This window comes from Arthrobacter sp. K41, assembly GCF_059089645.1.
Window position 1 is genome coordinate 239,888 of record NZ_JBNHEW010000003.1, and the last position, 22,854, is coordinate 262,741.

Annotated in this window: 18 protein-coding genes and 1 tRNA gene; 5 read left to right on the forward strand and 14 right to left on the reverse strand. The window is 65.6% G+C overall.

Annotated features, from left to right (window positions below; genetic code table 11):
- The first annotated feature begins 198 nt into the window (after positions 1-198).
- From AC5RTE_RS08740 to AC5RTE_RS08750, 3 genes are read left to right on the forward strand one after another with little or no spacing between them, the layout of a single operon-like run.
- On the forward strand, positions 199-1,707 hold the full coding sequence (locus AC5RTE_RS08740) for an SDR family oxidoreductase (protein ID WP_494040999.1): 1,509 nt from the start codon (positions 199-201) through the stop codon (positions 1,705-1,707).
- Between the two features lie 43 nt (positions 1,708-1,750).
- On the forward strand, positions 1,751-2,248 hold the full coding sequence (locus tag AC5RTE_RS08745) for a DUF2505 domain-containing protein (RefSeq protein ID WP_494041000.1): 498 nt from the start codon (positions 1,751-1,753) through the stop codon (positions 2,246-2,248).
- A gap of 3 nt (positions 2,249-2,251) precedes the next feature.
- Complete coding sequence (locus AC5RTE_RS08750; RefSeq protein WP_494041001.1) at positions 2,252-2,470, forward strand: SCO4848 family membrane protein; 219 nt, start codon at positions 2,252-2,254, stop codon at positions 2,468-2,470.
- A 76-nt stretch (positions 2,471-2,546) separates the two neighbouring features.
- On the opposite strand, the gene sufU is transcribed toward AC5RTE_RS08750, so the two are convergent.
- From sufU to AC5RTE_RS08795, 9 genes are all read right to left on the reverse strand, one after another.
- Positions 2,547-2,996: a Fe-S cluster assembly sulfur transfer protein SufU gene (sufU, locus tag AC5RTE_RS08755; RefSeq protein ID WP_494041002.1), complete on the reverse strand. Its 450-nt coding sequence runs from the start codon at positions 2,994-2,996 to the stop codon at positions 2,547-2,549.
- Positions 2,997-3,028: 32 nt separating this feature from the next.
- A complete protein-coding gene (locus AC5RTE_RS08760) occupies positions 3,029-4,354 on the reverse strand; it encodes a SufS family cysteine desulfurase (protein WP_494041003.1) in 1,326 nt (441 codons plus the stop codon).
- A 438-nt stretch (positions 4,355-4,792) separates the two neighbouring features.
- Complete coding sequence (locus AC5RTE_RS08765; protein ID WP_494041337.1) at positions 4,793-7,396, reverse strand: LuxR C-terminal-related transcriptional regulator; 2,604 nt, start codon at positions 7,394-7,396, stop codon at positions 4,793-4,795.
- 52 nt (positions 7,397-7,448) lie between these two features.
- On the reverse strand, positions 7,449-10,187 hold the full coding sequence (locus tag AC5RTE_RS08770) for a LuxR C-terminal-related transcriptional regulator (RefSeq protein WP_494041004.1): 2,739 nt from the start codon (positions 10,185-10,187) through the stop codon (positions 7,449-7,451).
- A gap of 121 nt (positions 10,188-10,308) precedes the next feature.
- Positions 10,309-10,899 (reverse strand): aminoacyl-tRNA hydrolase, encoded by a 591-nt coding sequence (pth, locus tag AC5RTE_RS08775; protein ID WP_494041005.1) that lies wholly within the window; start codon positions 10,897-10,899, stop codon positions 10,309-10,311.
- Between the two features lie 110 nt (positions 10,900-11,009).
- Positions 11,010-11,609 (reverse strand): 50S ribosomal protein L25/general stress protein Ctc, encoded by a 600-nt coding sequence (locus AC5RTE_RS08780; protein WP_494041006.1) that lies wholly within the window; start codon positions 11,607-11,609, stop codon positions 11,010-11,012.
- Between the two features lie 235 nt (positions 11,610-11,844).
- Positions 11,845-12,825, reverse strand: coding sequence for a ribose-phosphate diphosphokinase (locus AC5RTE_RS08785; RefSeq protein ID WP_163164303.1), 981 nt, complete (start codon positions 12,823-12,825; stop codon positions 11,845-11,847).
- Positions 12,825-14,306 carry a bifunctional UDP-N-acetylglucosamine diphosphorylase/glucosamine-1-phosphate N-acetyltransferase GlmU gene (gene glmU, locus AC5RTE_RS08790; protein WP_494041007.1) on the reverse strand — a complete coding sequence of 494 codons (1,482 nt, stop codon included), beginning with the start codon at positions 14,304-14,306 and terminating at the stop codon, positions 12,825-12,827. Before glmU ends, AC5RTE_RS08785 begins: the two co-directional genes overlap by 1 nt.
- A gap of 104 nt (positions 14,307-14,410) precedes the next feature.
- A tRNA-Gln gene (locus tag AC5RTE_RS08795) sits at positions 14,411-14,482 on the reverse strand.
- A 187-nt stretch (positions 14,483-14,669) separates the two neighbouring features.
- Here AC5RTE_RS08795 and AC5RTE_RS08800 point away from each other — a divergent pair.
- Positions 14,670-15,296, forward strand: a complete 627-nt coding sequence (locus AC5RTE_RS08800) for a TetR/AcrR family transcriptional regulator (protein ID WP_494041008.1) — start codon at positions 14,670-14,672, stop codon at positions 15,294-15,296.
- Positions 15,297-15,366: 70 nt separating this feature from the next.
- Here AC5RTE_RS08800 and AC5RTE_RS08805 read toward each other — a convergent pair whose 3' ends face one another.
- From AC5RTE_RS08805 to AC5RTE_RS08825, 5 genes are all read right to left on the reverse strand, one after another.
- Positions 15,367-17,196, reverse strand: a complete 1,830-nt coding sequence (locus AC5RTE_RS08805; protein ID WP_494041009.1) for an ABC-F family ATP-binding cassette domain-containing protein — start codon at positions 17,194-17,196, stop codon at positions 15,367-15,369.
- A 39-nt stretch (positions 17,197-17,235) separates the two neighbouring features.
- Entirely contained in the window at positions 17,236-18,198 is a 963-nt protein-coding gene (locus AC5RTE_RS08810; protein ID WP_494041010.1) for a 4-(cytidine 5'-diphospho)-2-C-methyl-D-erythritol kinase, read from the reverse strand.
- On the reverse strand, positions 18,195-19,067 hold the full coding sequence (gene rsmA, locus AC5RTE_RS08815) for a 16S rRNA (adenine(1518)-N(6)/adenine(1519)-N(6))-dimethyltransferase RsmA (protein ID WP_494041011.1): 873 nt from the start codon (positions 19,065-19,067) through the stop codon (positions 18,195-18,197). The genes AC5RTE_RS08810 and rsmA overlap by 4 nt, the downstream gene beginning before the upstream one ends.
- 113 nt (positions 19,068-19,180) lie before the next feature.
- Positions 19,181-20,377 carry a resuscitation-promoting factor gene (locus AC5RTE_RS08820; RefSeq protein WP_494041012.1) on the reverse strand — a complete coding sequence of 399 codons (1,197 nt, stop codon included), beginning with the start codon at positions 20,375-20,377 and terminating at the stop codon, positions 19,181-19,183.
- A gap of 279 nt (positions 20,378-20,656) precedes the next feature.
- On the reverse strand, positions 20,657-21,562 hold the full coding sequence (locus AC5RTE_RS08825) for a TatD family hydrolase (RefSeq protein WP_494041013.1): 906 nt from the start codon (positions 21,560-21,562) through the stop codon (positions 20,657-20,659).
- A 162-nt stretch (positions 21,563-21,724) separates the two neighbouring features.
- Between AC5RTE_RS08825 and AC5RTE_RS08830 the strand changes: the two genes are divergently transcribed.
- Positions 21,725-22,849, forward strand: a complete 1,125-nt coding sequence (locus tag AC5RTE_RS08830; RefSeq protein WP_494041014.1) for an AAA family ATPase — start codon at positions 21,725-21,727, stop codon at positions 22,847-22,849.
- Positions 22,850-22,854 lie beyond the last annotated feature (5 nt).

Below are 22,854 nucleotides of genomic sequence, written 5' to 3' on the forward strand. Positions count from 1 at the left end.
CTCCTGTGGTATTCAGCGAAAAAGCGCAACGCGAAAACCCGAAATTCGTTTCGAATCCCGGGTAAACCCAGCCTACTCCTCCGCACCGACATGGCGGGCGGGGCTGGTCCGGCTAGGCTGGCAACGCGCAGCAGGCCGCTATCCACCCGTCCAGGCGCACCGCGGCTCCGAACACCTTAAGGACGAAGAGGAGACAGCATGACCGGAACCAGCAGCACCCATCGCCCGGCAAAGACCGTCCTGGTCACCGGGGCCACAGGCTACATCGGCGGCCGGCTGGTGCCTAAGCTCCTGGAAGAGGGCTTCATCGTCAAGGTCCTGGTGCGCTCCCCTGCAAAGATCGCCGGTGTCCCGTGGCGGGACAAGGTGGACGTCGTGGAGGGCAGCCTGGACGACGGCGGCGGGCTGCGGGCTGCGCTGACCGGCGTCGACGTCCTGTACTACCTGGTGCACTCCATGGCCGCCGGGGCGGGATTTGAAGCCAAGGAACAGGCCATGGCGCTGGCTGTGGCCGAAGCTGCCGCGGGCGCCGGCGTGGACCGCATCATTTACCTGGGCGGGCTTCATCCCCAAGGCGTGGAGCTGTCCACCCACATGCGCTCCCGCGAGGCCGTGGGCAAAGTCTTCCTGGACAGCCCGGTGGATGCGATCGTGTTCCAGGCGGGCGTGGTGATCGGTTCCGGGTCCGCTTCGTTCGAGATGATCAGGCACCTTTCCGAGACGTTGCCGCTGATGCCCGCGCCCAGCTGGGTCCGGAACCGCATCGAAGCCATTGCCGTGCGGGATGTCCTCTACTACCTGGTGTCCGCGGCTTCCCTGGACGGCCCAATTAACCGCACCTTCGACATCGGCTGCCGCCAGGTGCTCACGTATGCCGGGATGATGAAGGAGTACGCCGCGGAAGCCGGGCTGCCCTACCGGATGGTGCTGGCGCTGCCCGTCCCCGCGCCCAAACTGGCCGGCATGTGGGTTGCCCTGACCACGCCCATCCCACTGTCCATGGCCGTGCCCCTGGTCCAGTCCCTCCAGCACGACGCCGTGGCCAACGAGCACGACATCGACCAGGTCATCCCGCAGCCCGACGGCGGCCTCACCGCCTACCGTACCGCGGTCGCCCTGGCCCTCGGGAAGGAGCGCGACGGGCAGGTGCAGACCACGTGGGCCAACGCCGGTGTGGCTGCCGACCCCCTGCCAAGCGACCCCGACTGGGCGGGTCACAAGGTCTACATCGATCAAAGGACCTTCCACGGCGAGGTGGATCCCGCCCATGTGTGGACGGTCATCGAGGGAATCGGCGGCCGCAACGGCTGGTACTCGCTGCCGCTCGCCTGGCAGGTGCGCGGCTGGCTGGACAAACTCACAGGCGGCGCCGGCCTGCTGCGCGGGCGGCGGCATCCGCACACGCTCGCCGCCGGTGAAGTCGTGGACTGGTGGCGGGTGGAACGGATCGACCACGGAAAACTGCTGCGGCTTCGGGCAGAAATGCGCGCCCCGGGCCGGGCGTGGCTTGAACTGTCCGTCGAGCCGGACGGAAGCGGCAGCCGGTACCGGCAGCGTGCCATCTTCTTTCCCAAAGGCCTGAGCGGGCGGCTGTACTGGCTCGCTGTCCTTCCGTTCCACGGCCTGATCTTTCCGGCCATGGCGAGGAACATCACCGCGGCGGCGCGGAAACTGTCGGATGCGGAGCGGACTGCGCGTACCCCGTAGGATGTTTGGAGCTTAATCCGTTCCCCACGTCCCAGGAGGACCCATGGCCCTGAGCGCAACCACCACCCTTCCGCACTCCGTCCCCAGCGTTGCAGCTGTCCTGGTGAACGAGGATTTCCAGCGCCACGTCAGCCAGCTGGTGGGCGGCAGCCTTGAGTCCTTCACCGTTGACGGCGACATCGCCGGCGCCTTCAGCGCCACGTCCGTCCGCACCCTCCCCACCACCAGGCTTCCCGAGTTCGCCCGCAAGTTCGTGGGCGAACACCTCAAGGTGACGCAGGTGGAGAGCTGGGATGCCCCCGCAGCGGACGGCTCCCGCCAAAGCAACATCTCGCTGAAGGTGGCCGGCGCCCCGGTGGACGTCACCGCAGTGCAGCGGCTGGTTGCGGCCGACGGCGGCACGCGCGTTGAGCTCGAAGGTGCCGTCAAGTCCTCGGTTCCGTTCCTCGGCGGGAAAATTGCCGACGCCGCCGAGCCCATGGTTGCCAAGGCGCTGAACCTGCAGGCCAAGCAGGCGCAGGCCTGGCTGGAAAGCCACTAGTTCGTGGAGCTGCCCGTCTTCCCCGCGCTGGTCCTGATTATCGCCGGAGTATGGTCCCTGGTGGTATGGCCGCAGTTCCTGCGCCGGGTTCTCAAGGATCCCCGCGCCCGGGACGCCGCCGGCAAGGCCACGAAGTTCCTCACGGTCCACGTGGTGCTGGTGAGCGTCTCCATGGTGCTCGGGGCGGCTACCGCCATCATCGGCATCATGGCGCTGTTTTAGCCAGGTCCCACTGAGGATGAAATAAAGAAAGTCCGGGCCTCCTTCCAATTGGAAGGAGGCCCGGACTTCTTTGCTGTCAAGCTGCCTGGTTGAGCGCATCCTCTGCAGCAACCCAGGAAATCATGGCGCACTTCACCCGGGCTGCGTAGCGGGCCACTCCTTCGAACGCTGCCGCATCGCCCAGCAGTTCCGGATCTGCGGGTATCTTGCCCCGGGACCGGAGGACTTCGCGGAAGCTGTCAATCACCTCATGCAGCTCGGCCACCGTCATACCCTCGGCCAAGTCCGAGAGGACGGAGGCCGACGCCATGGAGATGGAGCAGCCCGCGCCGTCCCAGGCGAGCTGCGCCACTTTGCCGTCGGTGACGGCCAGGCGCACGGTTACTTCGTCGCCGCACACCGGGTTGAGCTGGTGCGACTGCCCTGTCGTGGCGCCGTCCGGCGCCTCGGTTACGGCCAGTCCGCTGCCGTGCCTGGCCTTGGAGTGGTCGAGGATAATCTGCTGGTACAGGTGGTCAAGGCTCATGTCATACCTTCGATGGGCGTCTGCGTTAATGTCTAGGCGCGGAAGTAGGCCCGTACGCCTGCAACGGCATCCAGGAACTGATCAACGTCGTCAGTGGTGTTGTACAGGTAGGCGCTTGCCCTGGTGGTGGCCGTCAGTCCCAGCCTGCGGTGCAGCGGCTGGGCGCAGTGGTGCCCAACCCGGACGGCAATTCCCAGTGAATCAAGGAACTGGCCCACATCATGGGCATGGACTCCTTCGACGTCGAACGCGGCCAGCCCTATCCGGTCCTGGCCGGCGGCGGGACCAAGGACCCGAGTCCCCGGGATGGACTCCAGCCCGGTAATCATCCGCTGGCCGAGTTCAGCTTCCCACCGGTGGATCCGGTCCAGCCCTGTTTCCGTCAGGTAGTTGGCTGCGGCCGCGAGGGCCACGGCCTGGGAGATCCGCTGGGTTCCGGCTTCGAAACGCTGGGGGGCGGGGAGGTAGTCGGCGCGTTCCATGGTCACGGTGGTGATCATGGAACCGCCCGTCAGGAACGGCGGCAGGATGTCCAGGATGTCCTGCTTCCCGTACAGCACCCCGATGCCCGTGGGGGCAAGCATTTTGTGGCCGGAAAAGACTGCGAAGTCAACGTCCAGCTCCTTGACGTCCAAGGGCATGTGCGGTGCGGACTGGCAGGCATCCAGAACCACCAGTGCGCCGACGTTCCTGGCCAGGGCGGTGAGTTCCCGGACCGGGTTGATGGTGCCCAGGACGTTGGAGGCATGGCTGAAAGTCAACACCCTGGTCCGCCCGCTGATGATGTCCCCCGCCACGTCCATGCGAAGGCTGCCGGCGTCGTCAACTGGGATGTAGCGGAGGGTTGCCCCGGTGCGGAACGCAAGTTCCTGCCAGGGTATGAGGTTCGCGTGGTGCTCCATTTCGGTTACCACGATCTCATCGCCCGGGTTCAATGCCAGGTCCTTCAGCCGGGCGTCGCCCCGCCCCTGGGCGGCCCACAGGCCGGCGTTGGACAGGGCGTAGCTGAGCAGGTTGAGGCCCTCGGTGGCGTTGGAGGTCCAGATGATCTCGGAGTAGGCAGCGCTGACAAAGTCGGCCACGGTCTGCCGGGCGTCCTCGAACGCCTCGGTGGCTTCAACGGCGAGGTGGTGTGCGCCGCGGTGCACGGCGGCATTGCGCTGTTCATAGAATTCCTGCTCCGCCTCGATGACACTGAGCGGATTCTGCGACGTAGCCCCGGAATCGAGATAAATCAGGGGGCGTCCGTTGACCAGTTGGTCCAGGACCGGAAAGTCGTTCCGGATGCGCTGCACCTCTGCGTTATCCATGACCGGCAAGGCGCGTTCCAGCGTGGCTGGCGTTGATACTACGGCCAAAACTAACTCCTTGAGATGCCAACGGATGACACTCAATTGTCCCACAGCACGGCTGTGGCGGCCGCCCGGGGGCAGCCGCCACAGTCGCTCCGGGCTTCAGCCCGCGGAAACAGAGGGCCGGCAACGGCTGGGGGGAGAGCCTCGGTCTCAGAAGACTCTGACGTTGCCGGCCCCGTTCAACCCGGCCCGGGTGGGCCGGCAGATTGGGACGAGGACCTTGTTCGCTGCTGGCAACTCTTGGCGGCCGCTTCCGGCCGTATCCTTTTGCCTTCTTAAGTAGACACTTTGGGGCCACCGCGATGCACGAGTACGGTGTACTCGAATTCCGTGGTCAGGGACTACCGTGATCGCCTGCAGTACCCATACGGCCGCCCTGGGCAGCCGGGCGGCGGGCGCGCAGGACCGCCCCGCTGGTGGCGGGGTGGGTTCCGGCAGCGCCTATTTGGGAAGGGCCGACTCCAGCTCGTCGCGGCTGCGCACGCCCAGCTTTACGTAGGTGCGGTAGAGGTGCCCCTCCACGGTCCGGACAGACACCATCAGCCGCTGGGCGATTTCGCGGTCCGTCAGACCCTGCACCGCCAGCCCCACGATGTCCTGCTCCCGGCGGGTAAGGTGGACGGCGGGAGCCGCAGCAATGAAACGGCCCTCCCGGAACCGCTCCCCCAGCTCATGGTCGCACTTCTCGCGCAGCGCCACCGCCTGCCTGGAGCGCCTGCGTTCTCCTGCGTGCTCCAGAACGGTGTGGGCCCGGGCATAGGCTTCACGCGCGAGGTTCGCAAAGCCTGATTCCTCGAGTGCCGCTGCCGTCTCCATCAGGGCGTCCCCGTCAGCTGCTTCCCAGACCTTGGCAAGTGTCAGCATCGCCTCGGCCCAGCGGCCTTCGACGGTCTTTGCCACCGACTGCACCATGGGGATGACTGAAGGGTCCCCCAGGTCCCAGCAGATTGCCAGGATTTCGAGCAGGCTTCCCGCCCTGGCGGTGGCATCATGTGTGGTGGCCAGGGTATGCAGGGCGGCCAGCCCTTTGCCGTCACGGGTGAGGTATTCGGCGGCGGCGGCACCATATGCTGCGGCCAGCAGCTCGTGGGCCGGACCACCGGCCACTGCGTCAGTGAAGTCCTGTTCGAGCCGTTTCGCCTGTGCTGCATCCCCCAGCCGGGCGGCAGCGTAGAAGCCCAGGGAGGAACCGAAGCGGAACAATTGAAGGGGGTCGTTCAGCCGCAGTGCCTCAACGGCAGGCAGCAGCACCTGGTAGGCCCGTTCCATGCGGCCTTGCCGCAGGAGTGAGTAGCCGCGGAGCATTTGCAGGCTTCCGTTGAAGGTTTCGGATCCGGGTGTGTGTCCGGCGGCGTAGTTGTCCAGTTCCCGCTCGGCCGATTCCCACTCGCCCATGGCCAGGTAGCCGGTCACAAGCCGTCCCAGCACAAACTCGGGAAAGAAGAACAAGCTGTCCTCCAGCGGCGGCAGGTCCGAGGCGGCGAGGAGCGCGAAGTCCAGTCCTTCACCGGCGCGGCCGGTGGCAGCAAGGGCATGGGCTAACAGCGCCTCTCCGAGCACCCTGACCGCTTCGCCTCCGGTTTCCGCGGAGGCGTTGCTCCGGATTTCCCGGACCTCAGTGGCCAGCGCTCCGGCATCCACAGCGGCACCGAGCTGCAGGAAGCGCATGGCCTGCAGGAGCCGCTCATGGGGACGGCCGTTCCTTTCGGCATGCTCCTGGACGTGTTCACGCAGGTCATCGGCCAGGGCGCTCAGAGATTGGCCGCTGGCCTGGTGTGCTGCTGCCCGGAGCAGGAGCACTGCAGGAGCGTCGGAGTCGCCGGAAAGCTGGCGCCAGCAGGCATCAAGCAGGTGGGCAGCCTGGGTATAGTCCCCCTGGTTGTAGAGTGCCCGTGCCTGGATGGCCTGGGCCAGGGGCACGAGATCAGGGTCCTGGATTTTGGCGGCTATGGTGCGCGCGCTGGCGTTGCGGAACCGCCTCAGGGCCTCGCGGGCGGCGTCGAGCATTGCGGGATCCGGTACGCGGAGTCCGCATTCAAAAGCCCACTCCACGGACCGCAGCATCCCCTCCCCCTGCAACACGGTGCCGTTTTGGTGGGCGCGGATCTTTTCGAGCAGCTGCAGGCTCCGGGACACGGACAGCGTGCTTCGGATGGCGCCGGCGAAAAGGGCGTTCCACAGGGAGAGCTCGGCCGGGACTCCCGAACTCTCGATGATCATTTGCTGGTCAAGGAGGGACCGCACTACCGCGGCGCCGCTGATGTCCTCGATCACCTTGCGGCTTACAGGCCCGGCAAGTGCGATGAGTTTCAGGGCTTCCTGCTCCTCCGGACCGCGCCTGATGTGGTCCTTGGTCACCACTGCCGTCAGCTGGGCGCCGTCCACCGGCACCGGCCCCAGCAACATCCAGATGCCGTTCCGCTTGGCCAGCACCCCGGTTTCGGCTGCATCGTGCAGCAGGGCGTCGAGGATGCGCGGATTTCCACCCGAGGCGGTCCACACGGAATTCACCGTGGCCGGTGGCACTGTCCCGTCGAGGACGTGGGCAAGGACCTCCTCAATCTGTTCCCTGTTGAGGGGCCGAAGGTCCACCCGCTCGGCAAGGCCGTCGTACCACAGCTGCTCCAGCGGCTGCGGCAGCCCGGGCCGGGGCCTGGCAGCAGCCACCACTGTTGCCCAACCTGCGGAGATCAGGTCGGCGACTACTCCGGCAGAGGCGTCGTCCAGGTGGTGTGCGTCATCCACGACCAAAAGGACAGGCGCACCCCGGCCGGCCTTCAGCTTCTCAAAATACGTCCACATCGAACGCAGGACCGCCACGGGCGACACCGACTCTTCAGCGGTCAACTCTCCGGTGTAGGGGGTCAGGACGCCGAACGGAACAACGGCCAGTGCGGAGCTGCCGTGGATCTGCACGATGTTCAGGTCCCCCGCGAGCCGCTCGGTGATGGCCTCTGTCAGGGACGTTTTGCCGATCCCTGGCCCTGCCATCACGAATACCGCCTGGCTGGTCCCGTTCCGGACGATGTTGCAGATCCGGTCCAGGGGCTCACGCCGGCCGGTAACGGGGCGGTGGGCGGCTGCCGGTTTGTGGCCGTTAGACGAGTCCAGTCAGATCACCCCTGGAAGTTACGCCGAGCTTTGTGAAGACCTGGTACAAGTGGCCTTCCACCGTTCGGACGGAGACACCCATTTCCAGGGCGATGTCCCGGTTGGACGCGCCGCGGCCGGCCAACCGTGCGATCTGGCGCTCCCGCGCCGTGAGCAGCGGACTGCCGCTGGTGGGAACGATGGGAAGGTTTGCCACAGTTGCAGCCAGGATGTCCAGCCGTGCCTGCGCGGTCCGGGCGGAGATGGAATCTCCGTCCTGCCTCGCAAAATCGACTGCGAGGGCCATGCAGCGGGCCTCCATGGTGTCCAGTTCGAGGGTGGCGGCGATTTCCCCCGCACCGAGCAGGGTCTTGGCATCCTTGCTGCGGCTTCCCACCGCGACCAGCCGGGCGATCTCCGCAAGGGGGCCTTGCCGGTGAGCCGTGATCTCCTCCAGGAGGCGGAAATCGGCGTCGCTGCCGTTGACGGTTGCTGCCAGCAGGCTGATCCCGGCCAATGTGTATAGACCTGATCCCAGGTTCCGCCGGGCAGACTGCTTCAGCCCGGCAACGGCCTCGGCGTCGCCCAGCCAGCGTCCCGCCAGCAGAGCACAGAACTCGATGATGCTTTCCGTGGCGAAGCTCGACGTGCCCGTTGTCCGTTGGAGTTTGGTGAGGAACTTGCGTGCCTGGGCCGTGTTGCCAATTTGCGCGTAGGCAAGTGCTGTAGCCGCATAGGCACAGCGGAGGGCAGTCTGGAGCGGTTGGAGCTCCAGTTGCGCCACTGCGGAAATCAGCGGGTCCAGGGCAGCCCCGCCCCGGCCCGAGTAGACGTAGGCGAGGCCGGCAGCAAGTTCAGTGGAAGCACTCCGATACGGGAGGCGGTCGTATTCTCCGCCGCCGGCCGGACCCAGAAGATCGATGCACCGCCGCCATTGCCCGGCCGTCAGCAGCACCAGATAGGCCTCCCTGGTGTACTGCTCACGCAGCCCCACTACATGCGAGGCGTCTGTAATCTGCCCTCCGAGCTGCCGCATCAGGCTTAGGGCGTCCATCTCGCGCCCGGTCAGGGCCAATGCCGTCATCAGGACGACGGCGGACTGCATCCGGTAGGCAACATCCGGGTTCCGGGCCGGGTCTGCTGCTTCTTCCAGCTCCGGAACCATGGCCGCGTAGTCGCCGACGAAGGCGCGGTATTCGAACCCGCTGAGGGCTACGCGGTTCGCCGCAGCCACTGCAGGGTGGGGCCAGGCGGCGGTACTTGCCGCGGCATCCAGGCGTTTCCGGGCTTCACCCAGCAGGGCCGGAACCTTGCCTGCCTGTTCCGGATGCGCCACCATCACCTTGGCTTTTGCCGCTACGACGCGGGCGTATTCTTCGACACCCACACTGTCCAGCTCCGGCTGCGAGATGTCGTCCAAGGCAGCAAGGGCCTGGACTGGCAGGTCCAGCTGAAGATAGGCGGCCGCCTTCTGGCGCTGGGCGGGTACCCACTCCTGGTCCGACCGCTTCAGCATCTCCGCATAGGCCAGGGCAAAACGTGGATCGAAAAGCTGGACGGCCGCTTCGGCCGCTGCCAGGGCCAGCGCGGGGCTCAGCTCTGCCTCACACTCGTGCGTCCATGCGGCGAAGGCCATGAGCTCCTCGACTGTCATGTCCGCAGGGTCCGGTTCCCTACCGCCGAGGAGGGTGCTCCGCAGTTCCCGGCGCCGGGCAATGCTTAGCCACGACCGTACGACGTCGCCAATGTACTTCTCACGCAGGGAAACCCAGCGGTGGTCCGAGTCGTCGATCTCCAGCAGGCCGGCGTCCTCCATATCCGCCACTACTTCGGAGCGGTACACGGCCGTGAGCCTGGAGAGTTCCACCCGCCTGGCGCAGGACAGCATCTCGATGACTTCCCGTGTCTCCGGCGTTTCCCGGGACCAGCGGGACCGGACGATGTCATCAAGGCTTGCAGCGCCGTCGAGCACCACTTTGTCGCGAAGGGTCCAGACAGAGTCTGAGAGGACGAGGTTGCCCGAGAGCCGCTGTTCGGTGACGAGCGCTTTCAGCAGCAACGGGTTTCCGCCCACCATGTGGTGATAGGTGCTGACCAGCGACGCCGAGACCCGGTGGCCGAGCAGGGACAACAGAACCTGGCGGGTCTGCAGCTCGTTGAGGTTGCTGAGCCGGACCTCGGTCAGGCGCCTGTCCGTGAGCAGCCAGTGGAAGTCGGCGGGAAGATCGCTGATCTTTGGCGCGACTGCGATGATCTTGGCGGTACCGGTCAGGAGTACATTCAAGAGCACGCCCGCGCTCATGTCGTCAATGCTTCCGGACGTGTCCAGGGTGATGACGCAGCTTCTGCCGGCCGCGTCACTGCGGATCAGTGACGTAATTCCGCGGAGGATTGCAGTGGGAGATCCCATGTAGGCCTGCGGCAGGCGGGCCAGCAGGAAGGAAAGGCAGCCATAGGGCGTGTTGGCGCCGGCAGGCCCGCTTCGCAGCTGCAGGGACCAGACGTCCGCTCCGAGGTCGGAGACTGCGGCGCGGGCGAGGGAAGACTTCCCCACGCCCCTGCCGCCGGTGATGACAGCGCCCAGTGAGTCCTCGCTGACCAGCGCTGCGCGGACGGCTTCGAGGTTCGCGCTCCGGGCCGGCGCCGACCACGGTTGCGCTCCGGGCACGCCGGAGCTTTCACTACTGTGCAGCCCAACGTCGTGAGAAGTTGACCCACGTCCCCAGCTAAGTGGCTCGATTGACATGAACTTATCCCCTACGTCCCGCGATAGCGGGATGTAGCCCCATTGCTCCCCCGCATACGAAAAAGACTACCTCGTGGCACAGACAAGGAAACAGGTACCGGGACTTAAAGTTTTTTTGTTGCTAGCGCTCTGACTTCGCTGGATGGATCTTTTGCTGGGCAGCGGTAAGCCCTTCCCGCAGCAGCAGTTCCACCGCATCGGCTGCCTCGTCCAGCAGGAAAGGCAGTTCCTTCAGCTCCGCCGTCCCGAAATCCTTCAGCACGTAATCCGCCGTGTCCATCCGGCCCGGCGGCCTTCCAACCCCCACCCGGACGCGGAGGTAGTCCTTGGTGCCAAGCGCTTTGGAAATGTCCCGCAGCCCGTTGTGGCCGCCTTCTCCCCCGCCGGTCTTGAGTTTCACCGTGTTAAAGGGGATGTCGATTTCGTCGTGTACCGCCACCACGTGGTCCGGGGCGATGCCGTAAAAGCCCGCAAGTGCAGATACGGGGCCGCCCGAGACGTTCATGTAGCTCATGGGCTTGGCCAGCACAACGCGGGGACCGCCGATGCCGAGACGGCCCTCCACCACCTGGGCGCGTGCCTTGTGGGTTTTGAATCCTGCTCCCACGCGTCCGGCGAGTTCGTCAAGGACCATCTGTCCGACGTTATGCCTGTTGCCCTGGTACTGGGCTCCCGGGTTTCCGAGGCCAACAATCAACCAGGTGTCAGTCATGAATCAATCCTAAGGTGGGGCGAAGGGCGCTCTGGGCGGGGGTTTCGCGGCGGATGCGGCAGTGGCCGGACCCCAGGAGGATCCGGCCACTGTTGCAGAGTGCAGGCTGATTACTCGGCTGCGGTCTCGGAAGCAGCTTCGGCAGCTTCCTCCGTGCCTTCTTCGTCGCCGGACTCAGTTGCCTCGGAGATGTTCACTACGAGGGCATCGGCATCGGCCAGGAGGACGGCGCCCTTAGGCAGGACCAGGTCGGACGCGTGGATGTGCTCGCCGGCCGTGCGGCCTTCAATGCTGACCTCGACGGCGGTGGGCAGGTGGGTTGCCTCAGCCTCAAGGGAGATGACGGTGAGTTCCTGGTTGAAGACGTTGCCCGGAGCAAGCTCACCGACGACGTGGACCGGGATGTCAACGGTGACCTTCTCGCCCTGGCGGACGGTCAGGAGGTCGATGTGCTCGATGATCTGCTTGATCGGGTCGCGCTGGACATCCTTGACCAGGGCCAGGTGGCCTTCGCCGTTGATGTCCAGGGACAGCAGGGCGTTGGCGGTGCGGACAGCCAGGGTGGTGGCCTTGGCCGGGAGGGTAACGTGGATGGGCTCCGCGCCGTGGCCGTAGATGACGGCGGGGATCAGGTTGGCCATCCGGGCACGGCGGGCGTAGCCCTTGCCGAATTCGGTGCGCAGTTCTGCTGCGAGCTTCTGCTCAGACATGGATATCTCCTTGATAACTAAACGGTGTTCAGCAAGGGCGGAGGTCTGTTGCGACCTTCAACGCCGGGCGGCCGTGGCCGGACCCATTTTCGAAGGGAGATTCAGACCCAGTCGATAACGGAGACTGCGGACCGGTACCCGTGGGGGTTACCGGCGCTCTCCCTCGCCAAGGTATCGCTGAAGAGTCTATCAGCGCTGAGCCAACTTATTGAAACCGGGTCCGGTCCGCGCGCGGTCAGGCCTTGCCGTCGAACAGGCTGGTGACCGAGCCGTCGTCGAACACTTCCCTGACCGCACGCGCGATCAGCGGAGCGATGGACAGCACCGTCAACTGCGGGAACCGCTGTGAGGCGGTGAGCGGCAGCGTGTTGGTGACCACCACTTCCCGGGCGCCGGACTCTGAGAGGCGCTGGGCAGCCGGTTCGGAGAAGACGGCGTGCGTGGCGGCGATGATGACGTCCTTGGCCCCGGCGTTCTTCAGCACGTTCACCGCACCGGAGATGGTTCCGCCGGTGTCGATCATGTCGTCGATCAGGACGCAGGTCCGTCCCTCGATCTGGCCCACCACTGTCTTGGAAACAGCCTGGTTGGGAACGGTGAGGTCCCGGCTCTTGTGCACAAACGCCAGCGGGGCGCCGCCCAGGCGTTCTGCCCACTGCTCCGCGACGCGCACTCGGCCGGTGTCCGGCGAAACCACCGTGATGTTCTCGGCATCAACGCGGGTGCGGATGTAGTCGGCGAGCAGCGGGATGGCCATCAGGTGGTCCACGGGGCCGTCAAAAAAGCCCTGGATCTGGGAGGTGTGCAGGTCCACGCTCATGATGCGGTCGGCGCCGGCGGTTTTGTAGAGGTCTGCCACCAGGCGCGCCGAAATGGGTTCGCGGCCGCGGCCCTTCTTGTCCTGCCGGGCGTACGGGTAAAAGGGTGAGACCACGGTGATGCGCTTGGCGGAGGCCCGCTTCAGCGAATCGATCATGATCAGCTGTTCCATGAGCCAGTTGTTCAGCGGCGCGGGGTGCGCCTGGATGACAAAAGCGTCGGTTCCGCGGACGCTCTCGCCGGCACGGACGTAGATCTCGCCGTTGGCGAAGTCGTAGGCGTCCACCGGAAGGAGGTCGGTGCCGAGCTCCTTGGCGATTTCCCGGGCCAGTTCGGGGTGGGCACGCCCTGTGGCCAGCACCAGCTTCTTTTCGCCGCGCGCCGTAATTTCGCTCATTATCGCTTGCCCTCTTCTGTAGGTGCCGGGGTACTTGAGGAATCCTGGGTGGCTGCCTGGGCCAGTTCAGCGGAGCGGCTGCCGGGGCGGTTCGCGGCCACCCAGCCCTCGGTGTTGCGCTGGGCGGCAACCGACAGCACGAGCGCGCCGGCCGGCACGTCCTTCCGGATCACCGCGCCGGCGCCGCTGTAGGCGCCGTCCCCCACGGTGACCGGGGCAACGAAGACTGTGTTGGAGCCTGTCCTGACGCCCGAGCCGATGACCGTCCGGTGCTTCTTCTCGCCGTCGTAATTGGCAGTGATATTCCCGCAGCCAATGTTGGTGTCCTCGCCGATTTCGGCGTCGCCGGCGTAGCCCAGGTGGGACAGCTTGGAGCCGCGGCCGATGGTGACGTTCTTGGTCTCATAGAAGGCACCAATTTTGCCGCTTTCGCCCAGGACGGTGCCGGGGCGCAAGTAGGTGAAGGGCCCGACGGCGGCGTCCGGGCCGATGACCGCCCCTGAACCGTGGGTCCGTACTACTTTGGCACCCTCACCAATGGTGACGTCGGTCAGTGTCGTGTCGGGGCCGACGACGGCGTCCCTCGCCACCGTGGTGGCACCGTGCAGCTGGGTGTTGGGCAGGATCCGGACGTCCTCGTCGAGGGTCACGGATGAGTCGATCCAGGTGGTCGCCGGGTCCACCACGGTGACGCCTGCGCGCATCCAGGCCTCCACGACCCGGCGGTTCAGCTCGGCGCCCAGGGCGGAAAGCTGGACGCGGTCATTGGCGCCTTCAACCTGCCAGCGGTCGGCGGTGACGACGGCCGCGACCCGGCCGCCTGCCTGCCGGGCCAGTCCGAGGACGTCGGTGAGGTACTTCTCGCCCTGGGAGTTGTCGGTGGTGACGTGTGCCAGTGCGTCGCGGAGGACGGCGGCGTCGAAGGCGTAAATGCCCGAGTTGACCTCGCGGATGAGCCGCTCGGCGTCGGAAGCGTCCTTGTGTTCGACGATGCCGGTGACCGTCCCGTCGTCTCCGCGCAGGATGCGGCCGTAACCGGCGGCGTCGTCCAGGACCGCCGTGAGGACGGTGACTGCGTTGGCCTCACGTTCGTGGGTGGCCACAAGCTCGGCCAGCAGGTCTCCGGAGAGGAGGGGAACGTCACCGTAGGTCACGACAACGGTTCCCGTGAGGCGGTCGTGGCCGTCCAGGGCTTCGAGGGCCACCTCCACTGCACGCCCGGTGCCCGGAATGTCGTCCTGGTCCACGATGACTGCGGCGGGGTCAAGCTCTGAAAGGTGGCGTGCCACCAGATCACGTTCATGGCGGACCACGACGGCGAGCTGCCGCGGATTGACGCTGCGTGCAGCCAGGAGAGCGTGGCCCACCATGGACCGGCCGCCAATCTCATGAAGGATCTTGGGAGTGCGCGATTTCATCCGCGTACCGGCGCCTGCCGCCAGAACGATGACCGCGGCCGGTCCGGTATTCTCGGGGATCACGTAAGGCTCTCCTTGCTAAGTGACGCTGGCGTTTGCGGTGCCCGCGCGGCCCTAGGCCGTCCCGGCACCGAATGTCATCCTACTGAACGCTCCTCGCACAGCAGTTCCGCCCATAGGATTCGAACCTATACTCCACGGCTCCAAAGGCCGGGGTGCTGCCATTACACCAGAGCGGACCGTGCCGCGGCGCTTTGCCTGGGCACAAGTAGTTATTTTGCCACGGGTTCGGGGCGCCGCGCGACACGGGCCGTTCATCCCCCGGTCCTGCCGCGTTCCGGCCCCGTTCCGGCCCCCGCCTGCCCTCCTGCGGGCGCGGCCGGGCCACTGCAGTTCGGCCGGGGACGCGTAGTGCATGATGGAAATGTGAGCAACAACCCTCCGCGGACACGGATGACCGGCCTTCAGCGGCGGAGCCAGCTGATCTACGTCGGACGGGGCCTTTTCGCAGTCCGGGGACTTGACGGCACCACCATCGAGGAAATCGCAGCCTCCGCGGGAGTATCCAAACCGGTCATCTACGAGCACTTTGGATCCAAGGAGGGGCTGTACACCCAGGTGGTGGACTTCGAGTTCCGCATCCTCCTGGACGCCATCACCACAGCCCTCACCCAGGAGGCAAAGCCGCGGGTCCTCGTGGAACGCGCCGCCCTTGCTCTACTGACCTACATCGAGGACCGCACTGAAGGGTTCCGTATCCTGATGCGCGACGCCCCGCCGTCACAGCCCGAGGGCGCCTTCTCCACCCTGCTCTCCCACGTCACCGCCCGCGTGGAACATATCCTCTCCGACGAGTTCGACCGCCGCGGCTTCAGCGCCCAGGACGGGGCGATGTACGCCCAGATGCTGGTCGGCATGGTTGCGATGACCGGCCAGTGGTGGCAGGACAGCCGCCAGCCCGACAAACAGACTGTCGCGGCACACCTCGTGAACCTCGCCTGGAACGGCCTCACCGGCCTCAAAAAGGACCCGGAGCTCATGTCCGGGAGCTGACTGGTCCGGCTTCTCTTGCGCGACTGCACGAAGGCCTCCTGCACCACTACTGCCGCGCGTCCCGTTTGGCTTATTCGCCGAGGACTTCCAGGGCTTCCAGCCATTCGAGTTCGAGGGCTTCGCGTTCGCCGGCGAGGTCCTTGAGCTTTTTGTTTTGTTCGGTCAGGGCGTCGAAGTCGTTGTCGGCGGTGCTCTTGACCATCTGGTCGTGAAGCTTCTTTTCCTGCTGTTCGAGTTTGCCGAGCTGGCGTTCGATGCGGTTCTTGGCCTTGCGGGCGTCGCGCTTTTCGGCTTCGGACGGGCCGGCAGGAGCGGCGGCCGGGGAAGCTGACCCGTTGCTGGTGACGGGGTTGCCGCCGCCGGTGATGGTGGAACCGGCCAGGGCTGCTTCCCGCAGTTCCAGGTACTGGTCGACGCCGCGCGGCAGGGCGCGGATCCTGCCGTCACCCAGCAGCGCCATCTGGTGGTCGGTCACGCGTTCCAGCAGGTAGCGGTCGTGGCTCACGACGACGAGCGTGCCCGGCCAGCCGTCAAGGACGTCCTCGACGGCGGCGAGGGTGTCAGTGTCGAGGTCGTTGGTGGGCTCATCGAGCATCAGCACGTTGGGCTCCCCAACCAGCAGGCGCAGCAGCTGGAGGCGGCGGCGCTCGCCGCCGGAGAGATCCTTGACCGGGGTCCACTGCTTCTCGTTGGTGAAGCCGAGCTGTTCCACGAGCTGGCCGGCCGTGAACTCCTTGCCGCCCACGCTAAAGGAACGCTTTTCACGCTCGATCACTTCGATGACTCGCAGGTCCGAGACGTCGTCGAGCTCTTTGACTTCCTGGGTGAGCACGGCGGTGACCACGGTCTTGCCGCGCTTGAGCTTGCCGGAGGTGGGTTCGATCTGGCCGTTGAGCAGCTTCAGGAGGGTGGTCTTGCCGGCGCCGTTGACGCCCACCAGGCCGAGCCGCTCGCCTGGGGCGAGGCGAAGGGTGATGTTGTCGAAGAGCTTTTGTCCTTTTTCACCGCCGAGGAAGTCCAGCGAGACGTTTTCCAGGTCCAGCACGTCCTTGCCCAGGCGTGCGGTGGCCATTTTGCTCAGGGCCGTGGAGTCCCGGGGTTCGGGCACGTCGGCGATGAGGGCGTTGGCCGCCTCGATGCGGAACTTGGGCTTGGCGGTGCGTGCCGGCGCGCCGCGGCGAAGCCAGGCGAGTTCCTTTTTAACCAGCTGTTGGCGCTTGCTTTCCATGACGGCCGCTGACCGGTCACGCTCAGCGCGGGCCAGCACGTATGCTGCATAACCGCCTTCGAAGGGGTCCACAATGCCGTCGTGGACTTCCCAGGTCTTGTTGCAGACCTCGTCCAGGAACCAGCGGTCGTGGGTGACCACCAGGAAAGCGCCCTGGTTCGCCCGCCAGCGCGTCTTCAGGTGCCGGGAGAGCCAGGCGACACCTTCGACGTCGAGGTGGTTGGTGGGCTCGTCGAGCATGATGACGTCGTGGTCCTCGATGAGCAGCTTGGCCAGGGCAACGCGCCGTTTTTGCCCGCCCGACAGGGCGTGGACGTTGGCGTGCCAGTCGACGTCGGACACCAGCCCGCCCATGATCTCCCGGATCTGCGGGTTCCGTGCCCACTCGTAGTCCGCCTGGTCCCCTACGATCGCCGCGCCAACCGTCAGGTCGCCGTCGAGCACGTCGCTTTGGTCCAGGTAGCCGACATTAACGTCACCGCGTTTGGTAACGCGCCCGGAGTCGGGGGTGGACCGGAGCGCCAGCAGGCGCATCAGGGTGGACTTACCGTCACCGTTCCGGCCTACCATGCCGATCCGGTCGCCCTCTTCGAGTCCGAGGGTGATGCCGTCAAGGACGGTGCGGGTTGCGTAGGAGACCGTCAGGTTCTCGCCGCCAAGAAGGTGTGCCAAAGGGAACTGCTTTCTGCTGCTGAGTAGGAACTGAACGTCTTAGAGAAGGGTGTCGGACATGATGCGGGCCCCCGGGACGGGGCCGTGGACGGCGAGTGCGGTCAGGCCGTAGCGCCGCAGGTTCTCCGCCAGGCCTTCGGCAGCCACGGGGTCGTCGGCCAGCAGCGCCACAGTGGGGCCTGAGCCGGAGACGATGCCTGCAATGGCTCCGTGCGCTTCGCCAATTCCCAGCGTATCGCGCAGTGAGGGAGCCAGTTCGATGGACGCCCGCTGGAGGTCATTGACCAGGACCCGGCTCAGGGCTTCGGCATCCCCGCTGCGCAAGGCTGTGAGGATCTGCGGATCCACCCCTGTGGGTTCGGCAACGTCAATGCCCTCTGCTGCCCGCAGGCGGTCCAGCGTCCTGTACACCTCGGGCGTGGGCAGCCCGTAATCCGCCGTGACCAGCACCCAGTCGGTCTGCGCCTTGGCCAGGGCCGGGGACAGCTCATCGCCGAGGCCCAGGCCCACGGCAGTTCCGCCAAGCAGGGAAAAGGGGACGTCGGCGCCAAGCTCCGCGGCAAGGTGCGCGAGTTCTTCACGGGACAGCCCGCTGTTCCATAAGGCATCACAGGCCAGGAGCGTGGCGGCAGCGTCAGCAGAGCCGCCACCCATGCCGCCTGCCACCGGCACCCGTTTGGTGATTTCCAGATGGACCCCGGTGGCACGCTCTGAGACGTCCGCCATGATGGCTGCCGCCTTGTACGCCAGGTTGTTGCGGTCCAGCGGAATATCGACGTCGTCAAGGTCCAGCGTGCTGTCCGGGCTGAGGCTGACCGTAATGCCGGGGGCCTCGGTGCTGGTGGCCGCCACCTCCTCATACAGGGATACGGCAAGGTACACGCTGGCCACGGAGTGGTAGCCGTCGGGCCGGAGTGGCCCGACGTCGAGGGAGACGTTGACCTTCCCCGGAGCCTTGGCGCGGACGGTTCTGGCGGTAAACCGTCCCGCCGGTGCCTTCACGGCCGCGCCCCGCGGGCTTCCGCGATCTTGGCGAAGGCTGCAATGTCGATCACTTCACCCCTGGCTGTGGGGTCGACGCCGGCGGCCAGCAGGCAGCGCTCGGCTTCTGCCGCGCTTCCGGCCCAGCCGGCGAGGGCGGCGCGGAGCGTCTTGCGGCGCTGCGCGAAAGCGGCATCTACCACGGCGAAAACCTGCTCACGGGTTGCTGTGGTGGCCGGAGGGTCGTGGCGGGTGAAGGACACCAGCCCGGAGTGGATCTTGGGTGCGGGCCAGAAGACATTCATTCCAATGACGCCGGCTTTGCGCATCCGGCTGTACCAGGCAGCCTTTACCGAGGGCACGCCGTAGGTTTTGGAGCCGGGGCCGGCAGCAAGGCGGTCAGCCACCTCATCCTGCACCATCACCAGCCCATGCTGCAGGCTGGGGAAGTGCTGCAGCAGGTGCAGCACCACGGGCACTGCTACGTTGTAGGGCAGGTTGGCCACCAGGGCGGTGGGCTGGACCGGGAGTTCTGTGACCTTCATGGCGTCGGCCTGCACCAGGTGGAAGGTTCCAGCTGCAGCCGGGCGCCACTCCTTGACCGTGGCCGGAAGCTTTGCGGCCAGTACGGGGTCGATCTCCACCGCGACCACCGAGGCGGCCGCGTCCAGCAGCCCCAAAGTCAGCGATCCCAGGCCGGGCCCCACTTCCAGGACTGTCTCGTCCGGGCCGACACCCGCCGCGGCCACAATCCTGCGGATCGTATTGCCGTCAATGACGAAGTTCTGGCCCAGTGTCTTTGTTGGCCGGACGCCTATCTCTTCCGCCAGCCGGCGTATGTCGGAAGCACCAAACAACGGTGCGGGCGCGGCGGGGATGGGTTCAGTCACCTAGGTATCCTATCCCGCGCGCCACTTGCGCCCGGCGTCGTTAAGTGCTGCGGCCGGCCCCGGAAGATCCGGAGCCGGCCGCTTTGCCCCGCAGGCGCCTGGGTCAGGTGGCGTCAGCTGGTGGCAGCCCAGCCGCAGCCCCACGGCTGCAGGCCGCGCTGGGCGTAAACGCGGTTGGCAATATCGATCTGCTGTGCTTTGGTGGCGAGGCTGGCGTTGGGGGCGTAGGCGCCGCCGCCGGATCCAAGCCAGGTCCGGATATCGAACTGCAGGCCACCGTAGTAGCCGTTGCCGGTGTTGATGGACCAGTTTCCGCCTGATTCGCACTTGGCGATCTTGTCCCACATGGCCTCGTTCATCATCGCCGGGGCGGCGGCACCGGTGTTGGCAGCTGCACTGGCCGCCGGAGCGGGGGCCGGCGCTGCCGGAGCCGCAGCTGCCGGAGCCGCAGGTTTGGCCTTGGTGCCCACGGTGATCTTCTCGGTCACGGGCTGCACGGTGACAGCTTCGGACACGAGCGTGCGTGACGCTTCGCGGCCGTCAACCAGCACCAGTTTGTAGGTCTTCTCCATCTTGCCGGCAGTACCAGCCTGGGTAACTTCCTTTTCGCCCTTCAGCAGCTCAGCGCTTTCCTTGGCCTCCGACGGGAAGGCGACGTCCTCGGTGGTGACCGCAGTCTGGCTGGTGTCCACGCGGGAGACCTTGATGACCATGTTGTTCACTACGTGCGCATTCGCAGGCTGGGAAATCCGGTCATTGGCGCCAAGGGTAAGCCCTGCATCTTCCAGTACCTTGCCGACGTTGGCGGCAGTTGTCGTGGCGGTCTGCACGTTGCCGTCAGCAACAATGCTCACGGACTTGGGGGTGGAAATTGAAACGAAGGACCCTGCTACCGAGAGCTGGGCGTCCTTGGGAACGGAAACCAATGATGCACTTGCGACACCAAGCTCCGTCACGAGTCCGGCGACATTCTGGGCCGTGGTGTTCACTGTTTTTTCAGAGCCGTCCAGGCTGACCTTGACTTCCTTGGCCATGTTGACGTTGATGACCGTCCCGTTCTGGACGGTTGCATCCACGGCCGGCGAGACCCTGTCGGCCGGCTTCAGCTCGACTTTGGCGCTCTTGACCACCTGGCCGACTGTTCCACCAAAGGTCTGAACGGACGTTACCTTGCCGTCGACGTTCAGCGTGATGGTTTTGTTATTGCCCACGAAGGCTACGAGACCCACCACCAGTGCGCACAGCACCAGGAGCTGGGTCCCAACCTTGATGTAGCTGAATTTGCCGTCCGTTGTGGAGAACTTGACCACGATTGCCCGTTACTTTAGGTCCTTCCGGGCACGGGGATAGCGCAATAAAAGGCCCGGCACTATCCCAAAAGGGCGGGTCCGGGCATCATTGCGGCGCCACACTACGGCATCAGGCAGGCTGGAACCAGGGTCGGCAGAAACCTGCTGCGAATCGAGTGCATTTACCCGGCGGCCTTCCCCGACCCCGGCTAATGAATTCCTACTGTAACCGTAGCGTTATAAAGGGACCAATATTTGTGAATACCCGGTATGCAACTCAGGTTCCGCCGCGTTGTGATCTTAATCCCAGGATCCGTAGGCCCGCAGCGTGTTCTGCTGGATTCGGTTGCACAGCTCTGCCAGGTCCGTACCTGTCAATTCGGCCATGGAACGGACTGTGTACGGGACCATGTAGCTGGCGTTGGGGCGGCCCCGGTGGGGATGGGGTGTCAGGAAGGGGGCGTCTGTTTCCACCAGGACCAGGTCGGGATCCGCCACGGCGAGCGCGGCCCGCAGGTTGGTTGCGTTCTTGAAGGTCACGGTGCCGGCGAAGGACATCCACCAGCCCTCTTTATTACAGACAGCTGCCAGCTCCTCATCGCCGGAAAAGCAGTGGAAAACCACCCGTTCCGGAGCTCCTTCTTCCGTCAGCACCTGCACCACGTCGCGGTGTGCATCCCGGTCGTGAATTTGCAGCGTCAGGTCCAGCCGCTTGGCGATGTCGATATGCCGGCGGAAGGAATTCCGCTGGTGTGCCAGGCCTTCCCCTTCGGTGCGGAAAAAATCGAGCCCGGTCTCGCCGATGGCCCTGACCCTGGGGTGGGCGGCGAGCCGCTCGATTTCCGCCAGGGCCGCTTCCAGCTCACCGCGCTCGGCGTAGCGTGGAGCGTCATTGGGATGCAGCGCCACAGCTCCCAGCAGCCGCGGATCCAGATCCAGCGCCTGCACCGTAAACCGTGAGGACTCGAGATCGTAGCCCACCTGTACCGCACCCTGGACCCCCACGGCCGCCGCCGCGTCAAGCGCCTCCTTGATGCCCACCGGAGCCTTCCCGTCCGGGAAATCCAGATGCGTGTGGTTGTCCATTACAGGCACCGGCAAAGGCTCGGGCGCGGGCGGATATTCCCGTTTGGGGGAAGTTCCGGCTTCCTGGCCGCCGTCTCCGGCGTTAGCCCGGTAAGCGGCGGGGATCAGCGGATTGCACATCCATCCACCCTAACCGGGAACAGTCCCCCAGATTTATTGGAACTCTCTGTCAGCCGAAGCAGTTGTGTTAGTAGTCTGGTACGAACACATGCGGTCGCCCACCGACGGGCGAAGGCAGGGCTTGCTGTCCGTCCAGGTGAATGCCTGGCTGAAAGGTTGCCGATGGAATCCCACCGACGCACTGCCAACGATGTGAGCGCTGCGAACCGCAGTCTGGCGGGGTTCGCAGACCCGGTCAGCCCCCTCAACGGGCACCGGCAAACGGCAATGGACCCCTCATCATTCCACGCCGCCAGCGAGCGGATCCTGACCACCATCAACACAGTGATCGACGGTAAGTCCGACGCCGCGAAGCTGGCGCTGACCGTCCTGCTGGCCCAGGGGCACCTGCTCCTGGAGGATGTTCCGGGCGTGGGAAAGACGCTGTTGGCCAAAACTCTCGCCCGGACCATCGATTGCACCGTCAACCGGATCCAGTTCACGCCGGACCTGCTGCCCTCCGATGTGACCGGTGTTTCCATCTACAACCAGTCGTCCCGGCTCTTCGAGTTCAGACCGGGTGCGGTATTCGCCAACATCGTCATTGGTGACGAAATCAACCGTGCCTCAGCCAAAACCCAGTCCGCCCTGCTCGAATGCATGGAAGAGCACCAGGTGACGGTGGACGGTACTTCCTACCGGCTGGATGAACCCTTCATGGTGGTGGCAACACAGAATCCGATCGAGATGGAGGGCACGTACCCGTTGCCCGAAGCCCAGCGGGACCGCTTCATGGCACGCATCTCAATGGGTTATCCGGACAAGGACTCTGAGATCGAGATGCTTGAGACCCATCAGGCAACGTCGCCGCTGGCAAAAGTCTCGGCCGTGGTAACCACTGCCGATGTCGCTGCCATGATCGCCACCGTCCAGCAGGTCTACGTTTCGCAGGCCGTGAAGGAGTACACGGTATCCGTGGGCAGGGCCACCCGCGAGAGTCCGCTGCTCCGCCTGGGCGCGAGCCCCCGTTCCATGCTGCAGCTCCTGCGGGCTGCCAAGGCCACCGCAGCCCTTGACGGCCGTGACTTTGTGCTCCCTGACGACGTCGTGCAGGTTGCGGAAGCTGTCCTGGCCCACCGGATTATCCTGGACCGCAAGGCCGCCGGAGCCGGAGAGACCCCGCACAGCGTCCTTCGCGGCATCCTGTCCAGGCTGCCGGTCACGCAAAGGCCCGCTGATACAGGGACCAGGACTTCGGGGTCAATGAACCGGAACACCCCCGTCCCGGGCCTGAGCCGGAACCACTAGGCGGT